This window comes from Microvirga alba, from assembly GCF_015694465.1.
In the GTDB taxonomy this organism is placed as follows: Bacteria; Pseudomonadota; Alphaproteobacteria; order Rhizobiales; family Beijerinckiaceae; genus Microvirga; species Microvirga alba.
The window spans coordinates 41,399-63,031 of record NZ_JADQDO010000014.1 but is presented as its reverse complement, the minus strand read 5'-3'; the positions used below and the strand labels follow the sequence as shown (position 1 = coordinate 63,031).

The window sequence follows — 21,633 nt, the reverse complement described above, 5'->3', positions numbered from 1 at the left end:
GATGATCTGGGATGGGAAACGGTGGCGTTTGTAGCTGATGGGCTGGGGCATCCCTCAGCAATTAAGCCAGAGATCCCTGACCAAGAGTTACCGTGACATCCCCCGCCACAGGCCCAGTCTCATGCCCGAGTTAACGTGACGTCCCCGTTGGCACAGCCTGTCACACGAACAGAAAGGTAGACAAGTTTGCGCCAGCTGGAGAGACGTCCCTTGCGGGACGATGGATAAGGTGAGTTCGCTAGGGCTCTTGTGTCGGTCGCGCCTGGCGCGACCAGAACGCGCAACAGATTGGACTGCCTCATTCTTCTGATCCCATCATGGGAGAGAGCCCGAGAGCTAATCCCGAAGAGAAGCAAGGACCCGCAAGTGACGTCAAACATCGGGAATGTGGAGGACCTGAAAGCGCTTGACCTCAAATCGCCGAATAGAGAAGAACTCTTAAACGCTATCCCGTTCACGTCAATCCGATCGTGAACGGGCGTATCGTCGGCAAGAGAATCCATGATGCGGCGTCAGATGACGCTACCATATGGAAAATTTAGGTTTCGATTTTGAGAAGTCTGGCTGCGTTCGTGTACAGGACTTTCTGCATGACGTCTGCGTCCAACGGAAGGGTCCGGAACCACTTCGTGTATTCAATGAGCGGGCAAAGCGGATAAGCAGTTCCAAACAGAAAACGGTCCTGCAGGAAGCCGTTCGCGGCCGCGATGTAATCCGTCATTCCCGGGAGATTGTAGAGATACATATCTGGAGAAAGATAGAGGTTCGGCCGGCGGAAGGCGACATGGATGATTTCCTTCACCCAAGGCCAGCTTCCATGAGAGGACACGATTTTCAGGTTGGGGAAATCCCCAAGAACCCTGTCGATGTGTTCGGGTGACGTGTAGCTGATATCCGGTCCGGCATTGCCGCCGCCCATCAGGATGGTCGGAATGTCATTGTCTTCGCAGAAGGCATAAATGGGATACAGGCGGCGATCATCGAGATGCATCGGCTCAGCCATCATGCCTGGCTCAAGATTGACGCCGCGCATCCCAAGGGCCAGCGCTTCTTCCATTTGACGCATTGCGTCCTTCCGATCGGCTGGATCGATCGAGGCAACGGCGACGAGTCGCTTCGGAAATTCGCGCGCCATTTCAGCGACGTCGGTATTGGGGACGGCGCCAAGAACCTTGGTGTTGCGACCGACCACAACCCCGATATCGATGCCAGCCTCGTCCATCTCTGTGAACATCAGGTCGATGGACTTCTCTGTCGCGGAGCGCGGCACCGGAAAGCCAAGCTGGTTGGTGAATTTGCCGCTGATGTCTTGTCGCGTGTAAATCCGCGCATTGAGGAAGCCCTTGTATGGGGGGCGAAGCCTGAAATCTATGATCTTCATTTCATCTCCAGAATCTATGAGCAGCCTAGCATGGGAGAAGGCGAGGCTAACATAAACGAATAGATTCGCAATAACCAAATATCAGAACGAATTCACGACTCGATCGAGCGATGTGAGTTGCTGAGGTCCGGGGTTTTGGTCCCGGGTTGCAATCGCAGCTCATCCAACAGGTCCTTTTGCGAGCTCTGGGCGCAGCTCGGCGACGACACCCAAGAAAACCAATCGGAATCGAACGTGGGCGCAGTGCTCGTCCCAGGGCGGCGGCGCGCATTTTCGTCGATATGCCTTCATTTGCAGGGAGGTCATCATGGGGCCATTTGAGGCCGCGTCTGTGCGGAAGCGACCTTCTATGTCCGTTCGTCGGGAGCCGATTGAGCCCTGCTCCCATCGCCCTGCGCCCCTTTTGGGGCCTCCCGGCCGGCGCAGGGTTGGTTGCTATTTCCATTTGCGATGAGTAAGAACGAATGAATTCGCAATAAGCGAACTTCAGTATTGCCCGCTGTGGTCGCGATCCATTTGAGATAGGAGAAGACAGAATGAACAAGCAGTTTGCTTCCACGGGGGATCTGACGGAAAAATCCTCCGCGTTCGTGGAAGTCGGGCCGGACCTGTACGCCTTCACGGCAGACGGCGATCCGAACACGGGGGTCATCGTCGGCGACGATTGTTGTATGGTCGTCGATGCGCAAGCAACGCCGCGCATGGCCAAAGACGTCATCGAGCATGTCCGCGCTGTAACGGACAAGCCGATCAAATATGTCGTGCTGACGCATTATCACGCAGTAAGGGTATTGGGAGCGTCTGCGTACGCGGCGCAGTCAATTGTGGCGTCCGACGCGACCTATCAGCTGATTGTCGAGCGTGGAGAGCAGGATAAGGCTTCAGAGATCGGGAGGTTTCCGCGCTTATTTCGCGGAAAGGAAGAAATCCCACAGGGGCTGACCTGGCCAACCATTTCATTCAAGGAGGAGATGACGCTTTTCCTCGGGAGGCGGGAGGTCAGATTGATGCAATTGGGCCGCGGTCATACGGCGGGCGACATCGTGGCCTGGGTGCCGGACGCCAATGTCATGTTCACCGGTGATCTCGTGGAGTATCAGTCGGCTTGCTATTGCGGCGACGCACACCTTCGGGACTGGCCGCAAACTCTTGATCGGATCGTCGACTTCAATCCCCAGGCGATCGTGCCGGGCCGCGGCGATGCTTTGCGGACGCGCGCAGACGTTCGAGGTGCGGTAGCCATGACCCGTGATTTTGTTGGTACCCTTTACACATCCGCCGAACTTGCCGTGGCCCGAGACCTCACTTTGAGAGAGACCTTTGAGGAAACGCGCAGGGCAATGGACCCGAAGTTCGAAGGGTTCGCCATCTACGAGCATTGCCTTCCGTTTAACGTCAGCCGCGCGTTTGACGAGGCCTCGGGGGTTGACACGCCGGTGGTCTGGACGGCCGAACGCGACCGCGAAGTGTGGGGTGCCCTTCAGGGGCTCGTGTAGTCTGACTCAAGTCAATCCGCTCTCGGCCTAAGGGTGTTCGCCGGGGGTGGATTGACTTGTCATTCCAGGTTGTTCGCGGCCTTGCAAACAACAGTGCGGCAGGCTCCTTCGGTCCGTGGGCGGGTCCAACGTGCGGCTTTCGGCAAGGGGACGCCAAAGGCCTTACGGGCATGAATCAACGAATTGGTTCGCTAAATACGAAAATCGTCTTGCGCTTTCAATTTTCGTCAATTAGCGTCCTTCACAAAAGCACATCAATGAAAAAGGGAGGAGTTTCGATGGACTGCTGCGCAATCATCAGGAAAATCGGCGGAGGGCGCATATTCCGTTCCGTCGCGCTGGCGACCGCCATGCTTGCAGGAATGACGGCCGCCGGAAATGCTCAGACCAAATTTAAGGTTCAGCATTCCGACGGCAATTTTACCATGCTTCCCACCTATATTGCGTATGAAGAGGGCTTCTTCAAAAAGAATGGCTTGGACGTCGAACTGATCAACCTCAATCAGAGTACGGTGGCGGTTTCCGCTGTTTCCGGCGGAAGCATTGATGTGATGTTCATCGCGCCGACATTCATCATGGTGTTCAATACAAAGAATCCAGATCATCCCCTGAGAATGGTCGTTAATACGATCGAAGGACCAATCTATTCGCTGATCGGTAAAAATGAGCTGATTGACGCGTGCCCAGAGGCCAAGCTGCCTTATCCCGAGCCGATCAAGTGCTTGAAGGGTAAACGCATCGGCGTAACCGCGATCGGTTCTGACAATTACTTCACGGCACGATCCCTTCTCGCGGAGGGAGGGCTGAAGGAGTCGGATGCCTATGTTTTGGCGCTGGGCGGCAGCGTTGTTCTGGCAAATGCCCTTAGGGCTGGGCAAGCTGACTATATCGTGTCCGTTGAGCCTTCGAGGGCGATGTTGGTCGATAATCTTAAGATCGGCCGCGACTTGGTCGATCTGCGGAAGGGTGCGCTGATGGACTCTTGGTCCGGTCATGCTGCTTTTGCGCCCAAGGCATCTATCGAGAAGAATCCGGAAAAGTACCGCCTGTTCGCGGCGTCCATCAGCGAAGCCATCAATTTTATCAACGATCCGAAGAACGACGATAAAGTCGTAAAGAGTTTCAAAAAGCATTCGGCTGCAGATGAAGCGATCATCCGGGCCATGTTGCTGCAGAATCGTGCGGGCTTCTCGAGCAAGACCAGCTGCAAGGCACTCGACAACGGCGTGAAGTGGCTGATCGAGACGCAGCAGATTGCTTCCTCTCAGGCCACGAACTGCAGTGATTTTGTCTGGCAACCGTGAGGCAAGCTTTAACCGCGTCGAATTGAAATTCTCGACATCCCAAGCCAACCCCCTGAGCGATGCTCAGGTTCGAAATCTTGCCGGGCCTCAAGGTGGTACGGCATAGTGGAGCCAACGAATGTTAATCGACTTTCGTACTCGACCAATTACCCCTGAATACATGGCGTTGGTGTCGGGGCCTTCGCGGGCGTTGAACTGGCGTCGCTGGGGGCTCCCTGTGCCCAATCCGGAGCCGCTTGAGAATTTCTTTGAACATCTGAAGAAGGCCGGCGTGGACATCGGCGTATTTACAGGCCGCCAGTCCACGACGCTCGGTGAAATGACTTTCGGGGTGTCCAATGATTACGTGGCGAGTTGCGCCGCAGCGTCATCGGGCCGTCTCCTGGGTGTCGCCGGAATCGACATTTCCGATCAGGCTTTTGCTCTCGAGGAGATGGAGCGATGTGTCCGTGAGTTAGGCCTCAAGGGAATTTCGATCGATCCCGGTCGGGCCAAAGTCTTCGTGGATGATCGGTCCGTCTATCCAATCTATGAAAAGGCTGCAGAGTTGGGGGTCCCGGTGATCATTACGATGGGGCCGTTCGTCGGAAAGTATGGCGATCCGTCCACTGTCGACGCGCCGGCCGCAGACCTTCCCGGCACCAATTTCGTCTGTTCGCATGCTTGTTGGCCGCAGGCAACGGAATTCCTCGCGCTCGCCTATCGCCGGACGAACGTCTTCATCGAGCCGTCGATTTACTGGAATTTGCCAGGTGCATTTCCCGTCTTCGAGGCGGCGAATGGCCTGCTGCAGGATCAGATCATCTACGCGAGCGCATACCCATTCTCAACGCTGGAATCGATCGACTCGTTTAAGGCGCAAATCGAATGGGACGAGGGTGCGTGGAGGAAGGTGTCGTTCTCTAACGCAGCGGCGTTGTTGGGCATCAGCGACGATCATTAAGTGTGCATGAGCAAAGTTGGCCACGCGCGTTAAGCGTCGCCACTTTGTGGAACCAAATGCTCTACGTCGAAATGTAGCGCAAAATACGGGGAGAATATGTGCGTGGACGGAAACTCAGCAAAGGCAATTCCATATGAATCTGCCGATTCTTCAGGTGTAAAATCTCCAAGCGCCGTATCGCGAAAGCCGTCAGGTGACATCGCAATCTCGGTGCAGAATGTCTTTCAGATTTTCAAAGGACATGAAGGGAAGCCGTTTACCGCCGTCGAAGATGTCAGCATCGATGTTCCCGCGGGCCAGTTCCTCGCAATCGTTGGCCCCAGCGGATGCGGTAAGACAACGGTATTGAACATGATGGCCGGCCTGGTGGCGCCGTCGAAGGGCCAAGTCTATCTCAACAATGAAGAGGTGAAGGGGCCGAGCCGGTCGATGGGATATATGTTCGCCAGGGATGCTTTGCTCCCTTGGCGTACCGCCCGGGACAACGTCGAGTTTGGTCTGGAACTGCGGGGAGTGCCCGCGGATGCCCGACGAGCGCGGTCACAGAAATTATTGAAGCTGGTCGGGTTGAGCAAGTTTGAAAATGCTTATCCGTCTCAGCTTTCTCAAGGAATGCGACAACGGGTGGCGCTTGCCCGAACGATGGCTATCGAACCTGACATCTTTCTTCTGGACGAACCATTCGCAGCCCTCGATGCGCAGACCAAGCTGCAGCTGGAGTCAGAGTTCGAACTCCTCTGGCAGGACACGCATAAAACCGCCGTGCTGGTTACGCACGATCTTGACGAGGCTGTCGCGCTTGCGGACCGGATCCTCGTCTTTGGCGCCAATCCCGGGCGGATCATCTTGGACAGGATGACAAATCTTCCCCGGCCGCGGAACGTGGAGAGCATCAGGTATATGCCTGAGTTCCAGGTCGTTGCTCGGGAAATTTGGGAACTTCTTCGGTCGAAGTAAATGAGGTCATAGGAAGATGGTCGCGTCGAAGTCTAGCACTGCAAATCGGGCTGATGCCGTGACGGCGTCACAGGCTGAATCGAAGAAAGCATCCACCAGCCTCTTGGTGTGGACGTTGAGGTTAGGTTTCCTTGTGGCCCTGCTGGCGGTTTGGCATTACGCTGTCCAGTGGGGCTATGTGCCGGAATTCTATATCTCGACTCCCACGAAAACGGCCCTGTTCCTGTGGAAGTATATCGCAGGTGGCGAAATATTCGTGGATGCCAGCTATACGATATATGAGACCCTTATGGGGTTCTCTATTGGTAGCGTAGCAGGCATCGTATCGGGGTTGCTGCTGGCGCGCTTTACGACGGCGGATCGCGTGCTCAGCCCATTTCTGAGCGGATTCAACGCGTTGCCGCGCGTGGCGCTTGCGCCGCTTTTCATTCTCTGGTTCGGAATTGGCACCGAATCCAAGATCGTTCTCGCATTCAGCCTTGTCTTCTTCATCACATTGGTAAACACCAATGCAGGCGCCCGGGCGACTGACTCCGACATCATGATGATGGCGAGGGCGATGGGGGCAACCTCACGCCAAACCTATTTGAAGGTTGTTCTTCCCTACGCGATCCCATCGATTTTTGCTGGCTTGAGGCTGGCGGCGGTTTACGCCCTCCTGGGGGCGGTCGTCGGCGAGATGCTTGCGGCCCAACATGGATGGGGTCGGCAGATTACCTACTACTCGCAAACCTTCGAGGTTGCCGGTGTGTTTGGTCTGCTCGTTGTCCTGGCGACGTTCTCCATCGGGCTGAACTATCTGATGGTCCTTGCCGAGCAGCGGCTGCTGCGTTGGAAGCAATAGCCAGGTCCCGCACCACGTGGTCTCTTCAGTTCGGGGTGGGCCAAGGCCGCTCCCCGGTACAGGTGAATGGTTGTGGCGTGAATGATTGGGGCTAGCCGTCCAAGTGGGGTTGGGATGGCTAGTCCAGGGTCCATGCCGAGCGTATGTCCCGGGCTGAATACTCAGTCAACCGCCGGTCATTGTTCGGTTTTGGTCCGGCCGGGAGAGCCCAGGGATTGTCATTTCGATGTTTTAAGGGCATTCATCCGACATCCTGAGCAAGGTCGTGTCTTAAGTGTTCAGGAATATGTAGCGCGATTATAGATGAAAATGCCTTCGTCGCGCCGACAGCCAGGTGAAAGATGAACATTGAAGGACGCGGTGTACAGTCGATAGAGGTGGGCGGGCGTATTCTCATCGTGCTTTCTACGGCTGGTGGGGCGCTTATGTTGAAGGATATTGCAGCGCTTGCTGCAATTCCGGCCGCACAGGCCCATGCGTATCTTGTGAGTTTTCGCAAATTGGGCTTGATTGAGCAGGATGCGCGAGGGCTGTACCAACTGGGGCCGCTGGCCCTTCAGCTGGGCGTGGCAAGGATGCGCAGCCATGAACCGCTGCGCCTTGCTTGCACGGCCGCCGGCGAGCTTGCCGCACAGATCGGAATGATGGTGACCGTCTCCGTCTGGGGAACACACGGTCCCACTATTGTTCAGGTAAATGAGGGCGGAGACCAGGTTCACGTCAATTTGCGGGCCGGTACCGTGTATTCGATTGTAGGAACGGCGACGGGAAAGGTCTTCGCCGCCTTTATGCCTGAGAGCCTCGTATGGCCTTATGTGAGGGCCGAAATAAGCAAGAAGAAACAGGCTGACACAACTTCAGCGAGCCATCCAACAGCCTTTCGGCGTGAAATCGCAAAAATAAAGCGGCTCGGCTATGGAACCGCGCTTGGCAACCCAATTCCGGGCGTCAATGCAATATCGTCCCCGGTTTATGATCATACGCGGCAAATGAAGCTTGCGATTACGATCATCGGCCTCGCGAAAAATCTCGACGTTGGCGCAGAAAGCAAGGACGTCAAAGAGCTGCTGAAATTCACGGGCCTGTTATCGGCCCAGAACGGATACATGAACGTAGAGTGAGCGGTCGCCAGATGGCGCCGATACAGGAGCTTCGTTAAAGGGGTCCTGCGGCGGAACCGCCGAGGCGAGCTTTTACGTCGCCCCACTGGCCTGGAATTGCTCCGCCTTTGACACGGCAGCGCCTTGCGCAGGACGATCTTTCCACTCCTGTCCACGTCGTGCACCTGGAAGACGTTCTTTGGGATATCAAGGCCGATCGTGGCGATCTCGGGCATGGTCAGTGGTCCACGTCACTGGTTCGCCAGCGGGGCCACAGCGGTGCCAATCCAGATCAGTCGGACCATTGAGCGGTTGTGATCAATGGAAAGAATGAAGAGCAGGCGCGTAGCCGGCCCTCCACTAAAATATGCCGCTGTTACTCTGCGGGGAGTTGGTCCGGAGAAAAATGTCCACACCAATCCCGCCCCCCTACGACAGGCCACAGGCCATGTCCTTGGGCATTGGGCTGATTGATCGGGGGGTTAAAGCGGCAAAGGCCTGAATCGTCTTTGGCGATAGCGCCGTTCAACTTGTGATCGTCATAAAAGCGGCAGTTCGCACAGGCCGCGCTTGAGCTCATATTTGCCATGTATGTCTCCATCGCCGGGGACTTCCATCAGGATCCCGGCAACGAGTAATTTAGAATTGCTACAAACAAATCAACCCGTCGGCATTCCTCCGGAACGGCCTGTGGCGCCACCTTAATCCAGACTACGACACTTCATCCAACACGGATAACAATGAGAGCTGGGGCTATGTCGGCAAGAGGAATGCCGATCCGGTCCGCCTATCGACGTGAAGACGTTCGTTCGCGAAATCGGCGACTGAAAACGAGCGAGCCGAGGGGGCTGCTTGCTCAGCCTCGCCGAGAAGGCCATCGGCAGTCAGGTCACCACCCCCATCACAGTCGGAGTAAGCAAGTCCGTTTGATGCGCTGCGACTGTTGGACTGGATGAATGCGAGATTTCGCGGGCGCGACCGTCTTGTTTCCGATCGTCTGGGCAGCAGCAGGCTGGCGAAAGGATCCTGCCGAGGAGCGAGGCGGAATAATCAAGAACGCGTAAAAGTGTCCGCATATTGACGCCCGCAAGCCAAGCATGCACTATATGTTGTAGTCATGGGTCTCCGGAAAATATCCGGAGCTAAGAGGGAATCCGGTGAGCCGCGAGGCGAATCCGGGGCTGTCCCCGCAACTGTGAGCGACGAGCTTCCTGCCATCCGATGTCACTGGTGAGCGATCACCGGGAAGACCGGCAGAAGGCGATGACCCGCGAGCCAGGAGACCTGCCCAGGACTGACGATCATGTCCTCGGGCGGGGTGCCCCGAAGGATCGCATTGCTCGCTTCGCGCAGGTTCTGCGTGGGCAAGTCGCGTTCCTCGGCCCAAGCCCCCAACATTTTGGGGTTGCCGAATGTCCACCAGTCTCCGAATTGAACATGCCGCCTCGGCGGCATCTCCGGTCCCTCCCCCCATGCTTGCGGCGGGGACAGAGCCGGGACACCAGATCATCCGTCGCAATGGGAGTGTGACGCCCTTCGACGCCTCGAAGATCGGCGTCGCCTTAACCAAGGCATTCCTCGGCGTCGAAGGCTCGACAGCCGCTGCTTCGCGTAGGGTCCACGAGACCGTCGAGGCCCTGACGAAGGAAATCGTCTCTGGCCTCACCCGCAGGTCCGAAGCCGGACGCACCTTTCACATCGAGGAGATTCAGGATCAGGTCGAACTCGCCTTGATGCGAGGTGGACATCACAAGGTGGCGCGCGCTTACGTGCTCTACCGAGAGCAGCGTGCGGCCGATCGGGCGAAGGCAGTGCCCGGCATGCCTCCGGCCAGTCCGAGTCTTCACGTGACAACGAATGACGGCGCTCGCATTCCGCTCGACATGACGCGGCTTCGGACCCTAGTCGCTGAAGCCCGCGAAGGCCTCGCAGACGTTTCCGCCGACGCCATCCTCGAGGAGACCCGCCGCAATCTCTACGACGGAATCACCGAAGACGAACTCGCGCTCGCCCCCGTCCTCGCGGCGCGCACTCTCGTGGAGCGGGAGCCTGACTACGCCTATGCGAGCGCCCGCCTCCTTCTGGACAGCCTGCGTCGCGAGGCGTTGAGCGCCGTTCATGGGGATCGGCAGCAGGCGACTCAGGCCGAAATGGCCGTGCACTATGCCGAGTATTTCCTCGGCTACGTGAAGAAGGGCATTGCGGCTGAACTGCTCGACCCAGAACTCGCCCGTTTCGACCTGGGCAGGCTGGCGGTGGCCCTCAAGCCGGAGCGCGACCTGAATTTCCAGTATCTCGGCCTTCAGACCCTCTGCGACCGCTACTTCCTGCACATCGAGGGAACGAGATTCGAACTCCCACAGGCGTTCTTCATGCGCGTCGCCATGGGGCTGGCCCTGCGCGAATTGGACCGGGAGGCGAAAGCAATCGAGTTCTACGAGTTGCTCTCGTCCTTCGATTTCATGGCCTCGACGCCCACATTGTTCAATGCCGGCACGACACGGCCGCAGCTTTCGTCCTGCTTCCTCACGACGGTGCCTGACGATCTCGACGGGATTTTCAAAGCGGTCAAGGACAATGCCCTGCTGGCGAAGTATTCCGGCGGCCTTGGCAACGACTGGACACCCGTGCGTGGTCTGGGCGCCCGCATCAAGGGAACGAACGGCGAGAGCCAGGGCGTCGTGCCGTTCCTGAAGGTTGCCAACGACACCGCGATTGCGGTCAACCAGGGCGGCAAGCGTAAGGGCGCGGTCTGCGCCTATCTCGAAACCTGGCACATCGACATCGAGGAGTTCCTCGACCTGCGCAAGAACACCGGCGACGACCGTCGCCGCACCCATGACATGAACACGGCCAACTGGGTGCCGGACCTGTTCATGCAACGCGTGGCCGAGGACGGCGTCTGGACCCTGTTCTCGCCGGATGAGACATCGGATCTCCACGACCTGTACGGCCCGGCCTTCAAGGCAGCTTATGAGGGTTATGAGGCAAAATCCGCGCGGGGCGAGATCAAGGTTTTCAGGCAGGTTCGGGCGGTCGATCTATGGCGGCGCATGCTGACCATGCTGTTCGAGACAGGCCATCCCTGGATCACGTTCAAGGATCCGTGCAACATTCGCTCGCCGCAAGGACATGCGGGAGTCGTGCACTCCTCAAACCTCTGCACAGAGATCACGCTCAACACGTCTCATGACGAGGTTGCGGTGTGCAATCTCGGCTCGGTCAATCTCGCGCGCCATGTGACCTCGCGAGGAATCGACCACGAGAGGCTTGCCCGCACGGTCGAGACCGCCATGCGGATGCTGGACAACGTGATCGACATCAACTTCTACACGATCCCGGAGGCCCGCCGCTCGAATCTCCGCCACCGCCCGGTGGGCTTGGGGCTCATGGGCTACCAGGATGCGCTCCACACGCTGCGCCTTCCGATTGCGTCTGAGGACGCAATCACTTTTGCTGACGAGAGCATGGAAGCCATCAGCTTCCACGCGATCGCCGCTTCATGCGATCTGGCGGCGGAACGCGGACGCTACCCGAGTTTCGAGGGTTCGCTCTGGTCGAAGGGAATCCTGCCCATCGATTCCATCGCCCTGCTCGACGAGGCTCGAGGAGGACTCGCCCTCGACCGCTCGAAGACCCTTGACTGGCAATCCCTGCGGGAGCGCGTCATCCGGACGGGAATGCGCAATTCCAACGTCATGGCCATCGCGCCCACAGCCACGATCTCGAACATCTGCGGCGTGTCGCAATCGATCGAGCCGGCCTTCCGCAATCTCTATGCCAAAGCCAACATGTCCGGCGATTTCACCGTGGTGAATCCAGCCCTGGTGCACGATCTCAAGGCGCGCGGTCTCTGGGACGAGGTCATGATCGCGGACCTCAAATATTTCGACGGCAGCCTTGCCGCGATCGACCGTGTTCCGGGCGATCTCAAGGCCCTCTACGCCACCGCCTTCGAGATCGAACCGTCCTGGCTGATCGAGGCTGCGGCCCGGCGCCAGAAGTGGATCGATCAGGCCCAGTCGCTCAACCTGTATATCTCCAATCCGAATGGCCGGAAGCTCGATGGCATGTACCGACTGGCCTGGGAGCGGGGCTTGAAGACGACCTATTACCTGCGCGCGACATCGGCGACGCACGTGGAGAAGTCGACGCTGAAGGGCACCGACGGCAAGCTGAACGCCGTGCTTGTGGCGCCGGCCCCGATTGCGGCGAGCGTCGTACCCGACGGCAAGGCGTGCTCCATCGACGATCCGGAATGCGAAGCCTGCCAATAGGTAACGCCGAGCCCTCTCCACACCACGCCTCTTTCCCGACCGCGTTCTATCCGGAGCGCGGTCCCCACGGACTTTTTCAGGGACACCTCCCATGCTCGACTGGACCCAACCGCAACGCGCCTCTCTCTCCACTCCCGCCTCCAGGCGATCCGCCGACCCCGCCGAAACGACGGGGCTTGGCTCGATTGACCGCGAGGGTGGGCGCGTCAGCGTCGACGACAAGGCCATGATCAATTGCCGCGCCGACGTGAACCAGCTGCTGCCGCTCAAATACAAGTGGGCCTGGGACAAGTACCTCGCCGCCTGCAACAACCATTGGATGCCCACCGAGGTCTCGATGCAGGCCGACATCGCGTTGTGGAAGTCCCGCGACGGACTGACGGAGGACGAGCGGCGCATGGTCAAACGCAATCTCGGATTCTTCGCCGCGTCCGAGAGCCTTGTCGCCAACAACATCGTGCTGGCGATCTACCGCCACCTCACCAATCCCGAATGCCGCCAGTACCTGCTGCGCCAGGCCTTCGAGGAGGCCGTGCACACCCACACCTTCCAGTACATCGTGGAAAGCCTCGGCCTCGACGAGGGCGAACTCTTCAATATGTACCGCGAGGTTCCCTCGATCACCGACAAGGCCGCCTGGGCGCTCAAGCATACGCAAGGCATCGAGGATCCGTCTTTCGCTACGGGAACGCCTGAGAAGGATCAGGCTTTCCTGCGTGATCTGGTGGCTTTCTACGTGATCTTCGAGGGGATGTGGTTCTATACGGGCTTCGCGCAAATTCTTGCGCTCGGCCGACGCAACAAGATGGTCGGCATCGCCGAGCAGTACCAGTACATCCTGCGCGACGAGAGCATTCACTTGAACTTCGGCATCGACGTCATCAACCAGATCAAGGCAGAGAACCCCGATCTCTGGACGAAGGCTTTCCAGGACGAAATCCGCCAGATGCTGCGCGAAGGAGCGGAACTCGAAGCCGCCTATGGTCGGGACACGATGCCGCGCGGTTTCCTCGGTCTCAACGCGACCTTGTGCGAACAATACATGCACTTCATTGCAAACCGCCGCTGCGGCCAGCTTGGCTTGATGCCTGTCTTCACAGAGACCGAAAATCCGTTCCCCTGGATGTCGGAAGCGATGGACCTCAAGAAGGAGAAGAACTTCTTCGAAACCCGCGTTATTGATTATCAGAGCGGCGGCGCATTGGCGTGGGATTGATGCTCGCTCGTCGGTTCCGTCGCAAACGCTTTGCTTCAGAGTTTCAGCTACTGAGACATCAGAGTGTTCAAAGGCAGGCATTTCGATCGATCCGTGGCCCTGCTCTGCGGTCGGTGGTATCTGGCCTACAATCTGAGCCTGCGAAATCTTGAGGAGATGATGGCCGAGCGCGACATTTCCATCGACCATGCCACGATCCATCGCTGGACTGTGCATTATGCGTCGCTGCTGCTGGAGCGCTTCAACCAGCGTAAGAGGACCGTCACCCGGAAGTGGCGCGTGGATGGGACCTACGTCAAAGTTCGAGGTCAGTGGAACCATTTCTATCGCGCCATCGACAACAATGGCGACACGGTCGAGTTCTGGTTCAGTGAGCGACGCGACCTGACGGCTGCCAAACGGTTTCTGCAAGGCTCTCAAACGGCATGGCCGTCCAGATCGGGTCGTCATCGATGGCAGCCAGACCAACCGAGAAGCGACGATGTCCTGCGACAGGACAGACCGCCTGCAGGATAGATCAAGGCATGAGCCAAAGCCGGTCAAGATCCGACAAAGCCGCTATTTGAACAACCGCATCGAACAGGATCATCGTCGGATCAAAAGGCGCGTTCGGCCCATACTCGGTTTCCAAACCGTCGACACTGCCCGTGTCCTTCTCGGCGGGATTGAGATGATCCACATGATGAGGAAAGGACAGGCGCAGTACGCCCAAAATCTGCAGCCGTCACTCGCGGATCAATTCGATCTGCTCGCAGTGTGAATATCGCATGGGCATTCCGGCATCATTTGACCTCACTCCAAATTTGCGCCGGAACCCCGAGAAGCTTCCTGTTAGATACTGAAATGTCAAACCCCGAGGAGAAAAGGCGTGTCTGTAACGGGTGCCCACGAGGAGGACGGCAACCTCTTGCGCGGACGGCTGTAGAGACCTAGTGCGCCAAGAAGGTCTTGATGCGCGGATGGGCATCCTCAGAGAACAATTCCTCTGGAGCCGCGATCTGGAGGATACGTCCCTCTTCCATAAAAACGATCTGATGGGCGACGTTGCGCGCAAAGCTCATTTCGTGAGTGACCACAAGCATCGTCATTCCCTCTTCGGAAAGCTCGCGCATGACGACGAGAACCTCCCGAGCGAGTTCCGGATCGAGGGCTGATGTCGCCTCGTCGAACAGCATGACTTTCGGATCCATCGCGAGAGCGCGCGCGATGGCCACGCGCTGCTGCTGCCCTCCAGAGAGTTGGGAGGGATAGGCATCGAGCTTATGCGACAGGCCGACACGCGCGATCAGGCTTCGTGCCTTTTCCTCAGCCGAGGCCCTGTCCCGGCCGTTGGCGTGGATGGGTGCAAATGTGACGTTCTGAAGTACCGTCAGGTTACGGAACAGGTTGAACTGTTGGAACACCATGCCGGTGACAGTCCGGTGCGTGCGCAGGATGCATTCCGGCGCGGGCTCCAGCTTGCCGTGTGTTTCCCGCTGTCCAACCAGGGTTCCTCCAACCCATATTTCTCCCTCGGTCGGTCGCGCGAGGTAGTTGACACAGCGCAGAAGCGTCGTCTTCCCGGAGCCACTGGGGCCGATGATGGCCACGGTCTGGCCGCGCGGAACGGCGAGGTTGACGCCCTTGAGAACAGGGCGCGCGCCGTAGGACAGGCCAAGATCCCGGATCTCGACCATCACGGACTCGGCCGGCGGCTCCGGCCATCGCCGGCCGCCGGTGTCAGTCGTGACTGAAAGAGGCGCAGATGCTTTCATGTGAACAGCCTATCCTTTGACCGGGGCGTTGGCGTGAGTCGTGGCGACGCGCCGGCTCATCCGGCTTTCGATCGCGATTAACCCCAGATTGAGCACGATATAGATGCCGCCCGCGATGCCGATCAGCAGGAGCGGATTGCCCCCGGCATAGATCTGGCCGCCGGTCACGTTCATGATCTCGGACACTGAAATGGCGGAGGCGAGCGACGTTTCTTTCAGGAGCACTGTCGCGCGGCCGACATAGGGGCCGATCGCGATCGGCAGCATCTGCGGAAAGACGATCCGCGTCAGCGTCTGCGACAGAGGAATGCCCAGGGCACGGGCCGCCTCGAATTGATCCTTCGGCACACCGTCGAAACTGGCGCGAAAGATCTCGAAATTGTAGGCCGTGGCGAAGGCAATGAACGCGATGAGCGCCGAATTCATCGGCGACAGCGTGATCCCGTTGCTGGTGAAGCCATAGAAGACGAGAAACAGCAGGATCAGGGGCGGCGTCGTCTGAGCAAGCCAGCTATAGACGCGGATGCCTCGCGACAGAGAACGCGGCCCGTAGATGTCGGCGAAGGTGAGGACAAGTGCTAGCACGGTGGAAATGACCGCGCTCGCGACAAGCAGGAAGAGCGCGTTGCCGATCCCCCACGCATACATCGACAGCGGTTGAAGCAGAGCATTTGCGTTCATGGCTCAACCCAAATCCGGGCTGTTGGCGCAGGCACGGATCCCCGAAATCGGCGGCGACAGCAGGTTTCTGATAAACGTGACAGCAGCGACGGCTGGGACGATCAGCGGCGCGCCGAGTTCGACGGAAAGCTCAGCGAGTTGTCCCGGCGGCTCGTTTGGAGCAAAACCCGCCGCATAGGCCCAGACGAGGACGAGATCTGGCCGTTCGCGCTTGATTTCCGCGATCGACGCCGGAAGGTTGCGGCCATTGCCCGAGAAGACGGTGCGCAGATCCCGGGCCCAGGTCTTGGCCGCAAATCCGGCCTTCTGCTGTTCCCGCTGGCGGTCACCGTAGACCACAAGCCCGATCGTCGCGTCGGGCCTGGTGGCCGCGAGGACCTGCGGATAGCTCATCATGATCGCGGAGGGCAACACAAAGGGACGTTGCGAGCGAAAACATGCTTCGGGAAACTCCTCGGCCACGCAGCACAGGGTGACATCGACCCCATCGTCCCGTTCGAACGCATCGATCGCGGCTTGAATGAGGGGCACGAGCTTGGAGCGGCTGATCCATTTCGTCGTCCAGCCCCTGCCGAGCGGACTTGGCGTCGGGCCGTCGCCGTGCAGGTTACTATTGATGGCGGGTTCGCCATCGCGGGCCTCCAGTGCGTCGATCTGGTCCGGCGAGAGGCCGTCAAGCACGTGCCGGCTGACGAGACGAACGTCGATGCCGAGTTCGCCGAATAGCGCGCCATGAAGGCGCTCATATTCGGGGCGCGGACCCTGGCCGAGGGTGATCAGGCCGATGGTTGGACGAGACATTGCAGGGTCCTGCTCACTTGGCTTGCCATTGACGAGATGCAACCTGCGCCGCGAGGGTCAGGACGCCGCCGAGCACGATGTAGATGGCGGTCGCGCCGAGAAGAATTTCGAAGGGCCGGTAAGTTTCGGAAACGATCTCGTTTGCCACTGCGGTCAGCTCGGGGATGGTGATGATCGACGCGACCGAGGTTCCCTTTAGAACCAGCGTCGCGTTGGAGAGATAGGTCGGCACCATGACCGGCACCGCCTGAGGAATGGCGATGTTCCACCAGATGCGCCAGCCGGGTACGCCAAGCGCCCGGGCGGCCTCTATCTGGCCTCGGTCAACCGCCATCAACCCCGATCGGATGATCTCGAGATTGTAGGCGATCGCGGAAAGCGACAGGCCAACGAGCGCCGTCACGAAGGCCGGGATGACGACACCGATCTGCGGCAGACCGTAATAAACGAAGAACAGAAGCACGAGGGTTGGTACAGCGCGCATCAGTGCGCTGTACCAAGCCACCATTCGTGCCCCGAACGTGTATTCGCGCATGCGAACGATTGCGAGCGGAATTGCGAACACGGTCGAGGCCACGAGGGTAACGAGCGTCAATTGGATGGTGACGATCGTTGCCCGCATCATCATGGGCAGATGTTCGAGAAGGAATTCTAGCTTCATCGTAACGGTGCTTTTGCCCTTAAATATTCCGATGGATTCCACTCAGTCGACGGAGATCCACTTTTTTTCCAACTTCTCGATTGCGCCGGAAGCCTTGAGCTTGGCGATCTCGGCGTTGACCGCTTCGAGCAATTCCGGCTGGGCACGGCTAACGGCCAAGGCATGGTCATAGGGCGAGATTCCTTCCTTGACGAAACCCGACTTGAGAACCTTCAGTTCCGGATTCGCCCGCACATAGTAGCTTGCCGTAATGTAGTTGATGGCGATGGCGTCAATGCGCCCGTTCTTGAGATCGAGGATTTCCTCGGCGATGCCGGGATAGGTAACCAGTTCGACGTCATTGCCGAAGGTCTCGGAAATCAGCTTCGCTTCCTGGCCGCCGCGGACAGTGCCGATCTTCTTTCCCTTTGGGACCTCGACCGAGGTGATGCTGCGGTCGGTGGCCCGTGTGATGAGGGTCGAAAAATTCTGTAGCGTGGGCTCCGTCATCCACAGATCGGGCGAAGAAAGCCGCTGCGGGGTGCGGGCAGTCGCGGAGCAGATCATGTCGAAGCGGCCCGCCTTCAGTCCTGGAATGGTGGCGGCGAAATCGACGCGCACCAAACTGGTTTTCAATCCCAAGGCGCTGGCAATCGTTTCACACAGCTCCACATCAAAGCCGCTGATGGAGCCGTCCGCCTGAGCGACGCTGATCGGCGGGGCGTTGCCGGTCGTGGCGATGGTGATTGTGGAAGAGACTGCAAGCTTGCTCGCGTAAGGCGGTGTTTGGGCGCCCGCAGGCTGGCTCGCGAGGGCAGCCGCCGCGAGCAGAAGGCCGAAAGCGGATTTAGGAAGATAAGTCATGTCGTGCTCCTCGAAGTGCAGGGAAGACAGGATCGAGTCGTCATCGCAGCGAGCTGCTGCCAGCTTTCAGGCCCTCGCAGAACAGATTGATCGCGCCGACCAGAATAAAGATCATCGCGCCCGGGATATTCAACAGCCAGGCCTCAAAGAACACGTAATCCTTCGCCTCCGCAATCATCAGCCCCCACGAAACGGAGGGCGATTTGACGCCGAGGCCCAGAAAAGAGAGTGCCGATTCCAACAGGATCGCATGCGCGACCTCGAGTGTCGCAACCACGAGGAGAGGTCGCGCAAGATTCGGCAGGATCTCACCAATCAAGATCCGCAAATCGGTGCATCCGGCGGCCTTCGCCGCAAGGACGAATTCGCGGTCCTGAAGTTGCAACGTTATCGAGCGCGCGACAACGGCGAAGCGGTCCCAAAGAAAACAGGACAGGACGATCATGATCAGCGCGGTGGAGTTGCCGAGAAGACCGACCAGAGAAAGCATGATCAACATGATCGGCATGCTCAGACGGACATTGATGAAGAAACCGACAACCGTTTCCACCCGGCCTCGGAAATAGCCCGCAACCATCCCCATCGAAATACCGATCAGGGCGGAGATCACGGTCGCGCCGAGGCCGATGAACAAGGTAAGTTTTGCCCCGGCAAGCAATCGGCTGAGGTAGTCTCGCCCCAACGCATCCGTCCCAAGCGGATGAGCCAAGCTGCCGCCGAGAAAGACGGGCGGGACGAGTCGCTGGGTGAGCTGTTGCGCGTCGGGCGAAAACGGCGCGATCCAGGGCGAAAGGACAGCGCAGACAGCAATGGCCACGACGATGGAGCCGCCGAAAAATGTGGACCGGCTGAGCGTATGCGCAAACCCTGGATATCCGCTCCATCCCCGCCGCAGCAATGAAAGCGTGGCATTCATGGTGCTAAACCTAAAGTGAATCGCGGATCGACCCACATGTTCAAAAGATCCGCTGCGAGCGTAAGGAGAACATAGAAGGAAGCGACGATCAGCACCGCGGCCTGGACGACGGGATAGTCGTTCTGCGAGATGGCCTGCCAGGTGAAGTATCCGATACCGTCGATCGCGAAGATTGTCTCCACAACCACGGACCCGCCGAGCAGCAGCCCGAATTGCACCGCTGCAATCGCGACCAGTGGGACGAGGGCGTTTCGCAACGCATGTTTCACAACCACGGTGTGGGACCGCAGACCCTTGGCCCGCGCGGTGCGAACGTAGTCGGAAGCGAGCGCATCGCTCATGCCGGAGCGTGTGATGCGGATGAGGGCCGGCATGGCGTTGAGCGCCAGTGCCAAAGAGGGCATGATCAGATGCGCAAGACTTCCGGCGCCGGAGATCGGCAAGAGCTTGAAGTTGAGCGCGAACAGCAGGATCAACAGGTAGCTCGACCAGAAGACCGGCATGGCCTGGCCGCTCAGGGCGACCAGTTGCACCACGCGGTCTGGCAGGGAGTCCTCTTTCAACGCAGCATAGATGCCGAGAGGCAGGGCGAGCGTGATCGCAACGACGATTGACAGAACACCGAGTTGCAGCGTGACCGGCAAACGCGCCGCAAAGAGCGTCGAGACTGGCTCGCCGAAATAGAAGGAACGCCCGAGGTCACCGGTCAACGCCCGTCCGAGCCACGTGGCGTATTGCACAAGCAGCGGCCGGTCCAGACCGTACTCCTTGCGCAAAAAATCCACATAGGCTGCGTTCGAGCCTTCCCCGGCGAGCGCCGTGGCGAGATCCCCTGACAGCTTCAGCAGCATGAAACTGATGAGAGAGATCGAGAACAACACGGCGAGCGCACTGCATAACCGGCGGGTGAGGTAAGCGGTCATCGGGATCACTTCCAGCGGGCGCGCCAGAATTCGACGTTCTCGTCGCGCGGGATCGGGATTTCGAGATCCGTGGTTGCCACGTAATTGATCGGCATCGTGAAGAGGGGCACCCAATAGGCGCGTTCACCGATGAGCTTCAGGGCATCGCCATAGCTTTTCTCGCGACCCGCGCTGTCGATCTTCTCGCTCCCCTGCGCGACAAGGCGAGTCACCTCCTTGTCGCGGGAGAGATCGTCGCTGGATGCACCGAAGAAAAATGAAAGGATGTAACCCGCGTCAGCAACCCCTGACGAACCGAAATCGTCGATGACGATCGCGGCTTTCCCTTCGCGCCGGGCCTTAACCACTGCAGGATACTGCAGCCAGTTGAGATTGGCCCGAACATTGACCGCGCGCAAATACCCAAGAATGGATTCCGCTACGGGTCTGCTGCGATAGCCGAAGACATCGACGTCGAAACCGTTGGGATAACCAGCCTCCGCGAGCAGCGCCTTCGCTTTTGCCGGATCATATTCGTAGGGCGGTAGATCCTGCCGGCAGGCGAACTGCAACGGCGAGCAGGCGGAATTCACCACCATGGCCGAGGAGCCGACAAGGGACTTGGCGATCTTCTCCCGGTCGATGGCATGGTTCAGCGCCCTCCGAACACGCACGTCGCGCAACGGCGAATCCGGCGGGACGTTGTTGTCCACGTTCAGGGTTAGAAACCCGACACGAAATGTATCGGCATTGGTGATCCGGAGCTTCGGATTGGTGGCCATCCGGGCGGCGAGATCGCTCGGGATATAGTACGCCCAGTCGACAGCGCCAGTCATCAGCTCGGCAACTTGTGCGGTGACGTCGGGTACGGTTTTGTAGACGAGTTTTCCGATGAGCGGCTTGTTCTTCCCGCCGCCGGTAAAATAGGCCTCGTTGCGCGCGAAGACGACTGTGTTCCCGCTGCCCTTCGCCACAGTATAAGGCCCTGTCCCGACCGGCCGGAGACCGAACTCGTCCTTCCCGACGGTTGCATGATACTTCGCCGGCAAAATCGCAAGCTGCATCACGTAGTTCAGCGCGAGGGGGGTGGTCTCCTTGGCGGTGATCCTGACGGTATGGGAATTGACGGCTTCGGCCTTTGCGATCCAGGCGGCGGTCTCCGGGCTGAAGATCTTATTCTGTGGGTTCGATACGAAATTGATTGTGTAGACGACATCTTCGGCCGTGAGGGCGTCGCCGTTGTGGAATTTCACGCCCTGGCGCAGGTCGAATTCCAACGTGAGATCGTCGATCTGCCGCCAGCTCGTCGCGAGTAGCGGTTTGAATTCGAGCGTGTTGGGATCGCGATAAATCAAGGCGTCATAGACCAGCAATCCAAGCAGAAAGCCTTCGCGGCCACCCGCAAAGTAGCGGTCGAAGGTTGGGAGTTGAAACTGGAACGCTGCCGTGAGCGTATCGTCCGCCTTGGATGCCTGCGCGCCTGACGGGACCGCAAGCTGGAGCGCGAGGCCCGCGGCCAGAGTGAGGATGGATCTGCTGGTCGTCGTCCGCATGGTC

19 protein-coding genes and 1 riboswitch are annotated in these 21,633 nt (G+C 58.8%); of the genes, 9 read left to right on the top strand and 10 right to left on the bottom strand.

Annotation, left to right across the window (positions count from 1 at the left end):
- Window positions 1-538 precede the first annotated feature (538 nt).
- Window positions 539-1,459 (bottom strand): amidohydrolase family protein, encoded by a 921-nt coding sequence (locus tag I2H38_RS19260; protein ID WP_229426817.1) that lies wholly within the window; start codon window positions 1,457-1,459, stop codon window positions 539-541.
- Window positions 1,460-1,917: 458 nt separating this feature from the next.
- Between I2H38_RS19260 and I2H38_RS19255 the strand changes: the two genes are divergently transcribed.
- The 6 genes from I2H38_RS19255 to I2H38_RS19230 all read left to right on the top strand — a co-directional run bounded on the left by I2H38_RS19255 (window position 1,918) and on the right by I2H38_RS19230 (window position 8,046).
- Window positions 1,918-2,877 carry an MBL fold metallo-hydrolase gene (locus I2H38_RS19255; protein ID WP_196273492.1) on the top strand — a complete coding sequence of 320 codons (960 nt, stop codon included), beginning with the start codon at window positions 1,918-1,920 and terminating at the stop codon, window positions 2,875-2,877.
- Between the two features lie 170 nt (window positions 2,878-3,047).
- Window positions 3,048-4,181, top strand: coding sequence for an ABC transporter substrate-binding protein (locus I2H38_RS19250; protein WP_196273491.1), 1,134 nt, complete (start codon window positions 3,048-3,050; stop codon window positions 4,179-4,181).
- Between the two features lie 118 nt (window positions 4,182-4,299).
- A complete protein-coding gene (locus tag I2H38_RS19245; protein WP_196273490.1) occupies window positions 4,300-5,124 on the top strand; it encodes an amidohydrolase family protein in 825 nt (274 codons plus the stop codon).
- 102 nt (window positions 5,125-5,226) lie between these two features.
- Window positions 5,227-6,081 carry an ABC transporter ATP-binding protein gene (locus I2H38_RS19240; RefSeq protein ID WP_196273489.1) on the top strand — a complete coding sequence of 285 codons (855 nt, stop codon included), beginning with the start codon at window positions 5,227-5,229 and terminating at the stop codon, window positions 6,079-6,081.
- Window positions 6,082-6,097: 16 nt separating this feature from the next.
- On the top strand, window positions 6,098-6,925 hold the full coding sequence (locus I2H38_RS19235; protein ID WP_196273488.1) for an ABC transporter permease: 828 nt from the start codon (window positions 6,098-6,100) through the stop codon (window positions 6,923-6,925).
- Between the two features lie 341 nt (window positions 6,926-7,266).
- A complete protein-coding gene (locus I2H38_RS19230; RefSeq protein ID WP_196273487.1) occupies window positions 7,267-8,046 on the top strand; it encodes an IclR family transcriptional regulator in 780 nt (259 codons plus the stop codon).
- A 355-nt stretch (window positions 8,047-8,401) separates the two neighbouring features.
- On the opposite strand, the gene I2H38_RS21135 is transcribed toward I2H38_RS19230, so the two are convergent.
- Window positions 8,402-8,614, bottom strand: coding sequence for a hypothetical protein (locus I2H38_RS21135; protein ID WP_229426815.1), 213 nt, complete (start codon window positions 8,612-8,614; stop codon window positions 8,402-8,404).
- A gap of 513 nt (window positions 8,615-9,127) precedes the next feature.
- A riboswitch (cobalamin riboswitch) is annotated at window positions 9,128-9,331 on the top strand.
- A gap of 106 nt (window positions 9,332-9,437) precedes the next feature.
- Between I2H38_RS21135 and I2H38_RS19225 the strand changes: the two genes are divergently transcribed.
- The 3 genes from I2H38_RS19225 (at window position 9,438) to I2H38_RS19215 (ending at window position 14,278) form a co-directional block, all read left to right on the top strand.
- The gene (locus I2H38_RS19225) at window positions 9,438-12,302 is read left to right on the top strand and encodes a ribonucleoside-diphosphate reductase subunit alpha (RefSeq protein ID WP_196273486.1); all 2,865 of its coding nucleotides are present in this window, start codon (window positions 9,438-9,440) and stop codon (window positions 12,300-12,302) included.
- A gap of 91 nt (window positions 12,303-12,393) precedes the next feature.
- The gene (locus I2H38_RS19220) at window positions 12,394-13,518 is read left to right on the top strand and encodes a ribonucleotide-diphosphate reductase subunit beta (protein ID WP_196273485.1); all 1,125 of its coding nucleotides are present in this window, start codon (window positions 12,394-12,396) and stop codon (window positions 13,516-13,518) included.
- Between the two features lie 63 nt (window positions 13,519-13,581).
- Window positions 13,582-14,278, top strand: a protein-coding gene (locus tag I2H38_RS19215) for an IS6 family transposase (RefSeq protein WP_196273484.1) whose coding sequence is annotated in 2 segments (ribosomal slippage) — window positions 13,582-13,928 and window positions 13,927-14,278 — 699 coding nt in all. Because the reading frame shifts where the segments join, the coding sequence is not laid out codon by codon here.
- 169 nt (window positions 14,279-14,447) lie between these two features.
- Here the strand turns inward: I2H38_RS19215 and I2H38_RS19210 are convergent.
- From I2H38_RS19210 to I2H38_RS19175, 8 genes are read right to left on the bottom strand one after another with little or no spacing between them, the layout of a single operon-like run.
- Window positions 14,448-15,272: an amino acid ABC transporter ATP-binding protein gene (locus tag I2H38_RS19210; RefSeq protein ID WP_324617445.1), complete on the bottom strand. Its 825-nt coding sequence runs from the start codon at window positions 15,270-15,272 to the stop codon at window positions 14,448-14,450.
- 9 nt (window positions 15,273-15,281) lie between these two features.
- On the bottom strand, window positions 15,282-15,953 hold the full coding sequence (locus tag I2H38_RS19205) for an amino acid ABC transporter permease (RefSeq protein ID WP_196273483.1): 672 nt from the start codon (window positions 15,951-15,953) through the stop codon (window positions 15,282-15,284).
- A 3-nt stretch (window positions 15,954-15,956) separates the two neighbouring features.
- Complete coding sequence (locus I2H38_RS19200) at window positions 15,957-16,754, bottom strand: AroM family protein (RefSeq protein WP_196273482.1); 798 nt, start codon at window positions 16,752-16,754, stop codon at window positions 15,957-15,959.
- A gap of 13 nt (window positions 16,755-16,767) precedes the next feature.
- Window positions 16,768-17,415 (bottom strand): amino acid ABC transporter permease, encoded by a 648-nt coding sequence (locus I2H38_RS19195; RefSeq protein ID WP_196273481.1) that lies wholly within the window; start codon window positions 17,413-17,415, stop codon window positions 16,768-16,770.
- Between the two features lie 42 nt (window positions 17,416-17,457).
- Complete coding sequence (locus tag I2H38_RS19190) at window positions 17,458-18,258, bottom strand: substrate-binding periplasmic protein (RefSeq protein ID WP_196273480.1); 801 nt, start codon at window positions 18,256-18,258, stop codon at window positions 17,458-17,460.
- Between the two features lie 40 nt (window positions 18,259-18,298).
- Window positions 18,299-19,174: an ABC transporter permease gene (locus I2H38_RS19185; protein ID WP_196273479.1), complete on the bottom strand. Its 876-nt coding sequence runs from the start codon at window positions 19,172-19,174 to the stop codon at window positions 18,299-18,301.
- Complete coding sequence (locus I2H38_RS19180) at window positions 19,171-20,097, bottom strand: ABC transporter permease (RefSeq protein WP_196273478.1); 927 nt, start codon at window positions 20,095-20,097, stop codon at window positions 19,171-19,173. Before I2H38_RS19180 ends, I2H38_RS19185 begins: the two co-directional genes overlap by 4 nt.
- A gap of 5 nt (window positions 20,098-20,102) precedes the next feature.
- The gene (locus tag I2H38_RS19175) at window positions 20,103-21,629 is read right to left on the bottom strand and encodes an ABC transporter substrate-binding protein (protein ID WP_196273477.1); all 1,527 of its coding nucleotides are present in this window, start codon (window positions 21,627-21,629) and stop codon (window positions 20,103-20,105) included.
- Between the last annotated feature and the right edge of the window lie 4 nt (window positions 21,630-21,633).